The organism is Alcanivorax sp. HI0083, assembly GCF_001635175.1.
Genome location: NZ_LWFX01000752.1, coordinates 1 through 4,678 on the forward strand (window position 1 = coordinate 1; position 4,678 = coordinate 4,678).

General features: G+C 60.5%; 3 protein-coding genes and 1 pseudogene. All 4 read left to right on the forward strand.

Annotated features, from left to right (window positions below):
* Positions 1-414: pseudogene (gene purH / locus A3754_RS07340) on the forward strand (bifunctional phosphoribosylaminoimidazolecarboxamide formyltransferase/IMP cyclohydrolase); the annotation flags it as partial.
* Positions 415-533: 119 nt separating this feature from the next.
* The gene (gene purD / locus A3754_RS07345; protein WP_063519199.1) at positions 534-1,820 is read left to right on the forward strand and encodes a phosphoribosylamine--glycine ligase; all 1,287 of its coding nucleotides are present in this window, start codon (positions 534-536) and stop codon (positions 1,818-1,820) included.
* Between the two features lie 71 nt (positions 1,821-1,891).
* A complete protein-coding gene (locus tag A3754_RS07350) occupies positions 1,892-2,959 on the forward strand; it encodes a cyclic nucleotide-binding domain-containing protein (RefSeq protein WP_063519200.1) in 1,068 nt (355 codons plus the stop codon).
* Positions 2,937-4,678: sensor histidine kinase (locus A3754_RS07355; RefSeq protein ID WP_231880536.1), on the forward strand; the 1,742-nt coding region annotated here is incomplete at its 3' end. The genes A3754_RS07350 and A3754_RS07355, both read left to right, overlap by 23 nt.

Here is a 4,678-nt window from a genome sequence, read left to right on the forward strand (position 1 = left end):
ATCGGCATGATCACCGAAGGCGACCTGAAAGTGGTCACCAAGCGCGCCCCCACCGAAGCCGAGATGCACGATCTGATCTTCGCCTGGAAAGTGGCCAAGTTCGTGAAATCCAACGCCATCGTCTACGCCAAAAACCGTCAGACCGTGGGCGTGGGTGCCGGCCAGATGAGCCGCGTGAACTCTGCGCGCATCGCCGCCATCAAGGCCGAGCACGCAGGCCTGCAGGTGGAAGGCTCGGTGATGGCATCCGACGCCTTCTTCCCGTTCCGCGATGGCATCGACAACGCCGCCAAGGTGGGCATCAGCTGCGTGATCCAGCCGGGCGGCTCGATCCGCGACGAAGAAGTCATCAAAGCCGCCGACGAAGCCGGCATGGCCATGGTCTTCACCGGCATGCGTCATTTCAGGCATTAAGGCGTCGGACGTCTGAGGTCGGACGTCTGACGACAAAACCCGGGTTAGCGTCCGACGTCCGACGTCCGACATCTGACCCGTCTCCCATTGAGACAACGTCAGAAGAGGCAATAACCTCAATGAAAGTTTTGATCATTGGCGGCGGTGGCCGCGAGCATGCGCTGGCATGGAAAGTGGCTCAGGCCGAGTCGGTAGAAAAGGTATTCGTGGCCCCGGGTAACGCCGGCACCGCACGCGAAGCCAAGCTGGAGAACGTGGCCATCGATGTGCTGGATCAGCCAGCCCTACTGGCCTTCGCCAGGGACAACGGCGTTGACCTGACCATCGTCGGTCCGGAAGCCCCGCTGGTGGAAGGCTTGGTGGACACCTTCCAGGATAACGGTCTGAAGTGCTTTGGCCCCAGCAAGGCGGCTGCCCAGCTGGAAGGCTCCAAGGCTTTCACCAAGGACTTCCTGGCGCGCCAGAAGATCCCGACCGCGGCCTACGGCAACTTCACCGACATGGACGAAGCGCTGGCTTACGTCCGTGAGCAGGGTGCCCCCATCGTGATCAAGGCCGACGGCCTGGCTGCGGGCAAAGGCGTGATCGTCGCCATGACCCTGCAGGAAGCGGAAGATGCGGTGCGCGACATGCTGGATGGCAACAAGTTTGGCGACGCCGGTCACCGCGTGGTGGTGGAAGAATTCCTGGAAGGCGAAGAAGCCAGCTTTATCGTCATGGTGGACGGCAAGAACGTGTTGCCCATGGCCACCAGCCAGGACCACAAGCGCGTCGGCGACGGCGACACCGGCCCCAACACTGGCGGCATGGGCGCCTACTCCCCGGCCCCGGTGGTCACCGATGCGGTGTACCAGCGCATCATGGACGAGGTGATCACCCCCACCGTGGAAGGCATGGCATCTGAAGGCATGCCCTACACCGGCTTTCTGTACGCCGGACTGATGATCAACCCGGATGGTGCCCCCAAGGTGATCGAATACAACTGCCGCTTTGGTGATCCGGAAACCCAGCCGATCATGATGCGCCTGCAGTCCGATCTGGCCGCCCTGTGCCTGGCGGCACTGGACGGCAAACTGGACCAGACCGACATCCAGTGGGACCCGCGCCCCACCCTCGGTGTGGTCATGGCCGCTGGCGGCTACCCGGACAGCTACAACAAGGGTGACGTGATCGACGGGCTTGATCAGGCCGATTCCGATACGGTGAAAGTCTTCCACGCGGGCACCGCCGAAAAAGACGGCCAGGTGGTCACCAGTGGTGGCCGGGTCCTGTGCGTCACCGGCGTCGGCGACACCGTGGGCGACGCCCAGGCCAACGCCTATGAGGGTGTGAAGCAGATCACATGGCGCGACGCCCAATACCGTTCCGACATCGGCTACCGTGCAGTGGCCCGCGAAAAAGCATAAAGTACAGGCAACTAAGAATTAAAGGTGAGCCGGACCCGGCTCGCCTACCAACACACCTTCGGGGGGTTGCCATGTCGAATCAAACGGCGGATATGTCACGTCTTGAGGATTTCATTCCTTTTGACTGCCTCAGTGAATCCCATCGCAATGAAATCCAGGGCCAGATCGAAGTCATCAAGATCGGCCCCGGTCGACTCCTGTTCAAGCGCGGCCAGAGCAGCGACAAGGCCTACTTCCTGATCGAAGGTTCGCTGGATCTCACCGATGCCAGTTTTCAGGTGCGCCACTTCACCGCTGACGACGATGAAAACTACCTGGCCATCGACAACTACGCCGAACACACCATCAACGCCATCACCGCCGAAGCCACCACGCTCTACGCCATCGACCGCAACAAGCTGGACCTGCTGATGACCTGGACCCAGGCCGCCGAGTCCATGCTTGACGAAGACGACGATGAAAATGAGCGGGACTGGATGGACGCGCTGCTTTCCTCGGAACTGTTCTCCGCAGTGCCCCCGGCCATGATTCACAGCCTGTTCGTGAAATTCGAAGAACGCGAAGTCCAGCTCGGCGAAACCATTGTCACCGAAGGCGAAGACGGCGACACCCTGTTCGTGATCAAACAGGGCAAAGCCATGGTCACCCGCACCAAGGGAGCCAAGCAGGAAACTCTGGCCGCCCTCTCCGCCGGCCGCTTCTTTGGTGAAGACGCCCTGATCAGCGACAGCCCACGCAATGCCACCATCACCATGACCAGCGACGGGGTATTGATGTGTCTGGGTAAAAACGATTTTCAGGCAATCCTGCAGGACTCCGTGATTCGCCACGTCACTGAAGATGAGCTGGACACGATGGTGCTGGAAGCCGACACCGCCTGCATCCTGGTGGATGTACGCCTGCCCATGGAATTCCGCCATGACCGCACCCCCGGTGCCCGCAACCTGCCACTCAATGAATTACGCCGCGAAGTACAAAATCTCGAGAAGGATTTTTTCTACGTGGTATGCGGTGATGGTCGACGTAGCGAGCTTGGAGCCTATATCCTCTCCGAAGCGGGTTTGAACGCCTATGTGCTTGACCGGGGAAAACCGACGGATGCAAAAGAAGAATCCCATGCTGAGGCTAAACAAGCCTGACTCTCTATTCTTTCTCCTGGTGCTGGCCCTGTGCGCCAGCGCCAATGCAGTCTTCGCAGACGCGCCCCCGCCCTTTGTCGTCCATAGCCAGCCTGACCAGGCACGCATCACCATCTATTCGGAATATTACCGTGATGCCTCCGGCGGCGCGGATATTCGCACTATCAGCCAGCCCCCCATTACCGAGCACTTCCAGCCCGCCACACGCTATATCGAACGGCTAGGGATTCGCGACGGTTATTGGTGGGTGCGCGTCGCCTTGCAAAACGAACTGAGCAATCAACAGGACTACGCACTGGTTGTCACAGGCAACCCCAATGCCCGCGTGTTTTTGCCCGGCGCAGATGGCCATTACACCCAGGCGAGCCAGGAGCAACGGATACCCGGCCGGGAGGCCAGCTACCGGCTACACCTGCCCACCGGTGAACCACAGCTGATCTACCTGCGACTCCAGCCCCAGGGCTACCTCACCTACGGCCTGACCCTGAACGACATCAACGCCCAGGTGGCACAACAAAGCCACACCAACGCCGTGTACATGCTGCTCGCCGGCGCCCTGCTGATTCTCGCCATCTACAACCTGACCGCCGGCGCCATGCGGGGTGGGAGAACCTACTTTTACCATTGCGGCTTTATTCTCTCCATTCTGGTCATCAGTCTGGTTCTGGCCGGTTTTCTTCCCCAGTCGCTGACAGAGAACAGTACCGTTCAGCCCCGCACCCTGTTCGTGATGATGATGATCGCGCTGTTTTCCGCCACCGGCGTCGCGCGCTCCTTTTTTGATCTTTCCGTCAAGGCCCCGCTTCTGCACCGCATCATGGTGGGACTGAAATGGGGCTCACTGGCCTTTATTCCCCTGATCCTCGTGCTCCCCGTCGCCCTGGCCGCCAGTGCCAGCTTCGCCATCGTCAGCCTGGCCGCATTCATTTTGCTGATTCTGGGCTACACCAGCTGGCACCGGGAGCTGAATGGCGGCGGACTGTTTTTCCTGACTACGCTTCTGGTCAGCGGGCCTGCCCTGCTGGTTTGTCTGGCCTATCTGGGCATCCTGCAAACCAGCGCAGAACTGCCCCAGTGGCTACTGGCAACCACCATGCTGGAGGCAGTCACTCTGGGCATCGGCTTGCGGGTCAGCCACCGCCATCAAGCACTTCTGCATATCGAACAAAAACGCTCACAGGCCGTGGCGGAAACCGTGGATGCCACGCGTCGGGAAACCCTGTCCAGAATTGGCCATGATGTACGCACCCCGCTCAGCGGCATCCTCGGCATGGCAGAAATCCTCGCTGACACCCCGCTGACCCCGAACCAGCGCGAGTGCGTCGGCGCCATTCAGAACGCCGGCGACAACCTGCTGCGCATCATCAACGATGTCCTGGAGCACTCGCAGCTCTCCACCCGCGGCACCGACATCAACCACAGCGCACTGGATATTCATGACCTGGTCATGGAAGCCGTGGATCTGTTCAAGGAACGGGCGGAAGAAAAGCAGATAGAACTGATCACCCATGTGCACACCAATGTGCCGGGCCGGGTGGTCGGCGATGCCGGCCGCCTGCGTCAGATTCTTACCAACCTGACCGGCGCCCTGATTCGCCATGGCCACCCCGGCGAAATGGTGGTGGACGTTTCCATGGAACCCACCGGTCAGGCCGACCGCGTTCGTTTTGGTTTCACCGGCAGCGCCATGAATGAGGAAACCCTCAAGCGTTTGCGGGA

Coding starts and splice junctions, on each gene's coding strand:
- purD (WP_063519199.1), top strand. CDS start 534: ATGAAAGTTTTGATCATTGGCGGCGGTGGCCGCGAGCATGCGCTGGCA.
- A3754_RS07350 (WP_063519200.1), top strand. CDS start 1,892: ATGTCGAATCAAACGGCGGATATGTCACGTCTTGAGGATTTCATTCCT.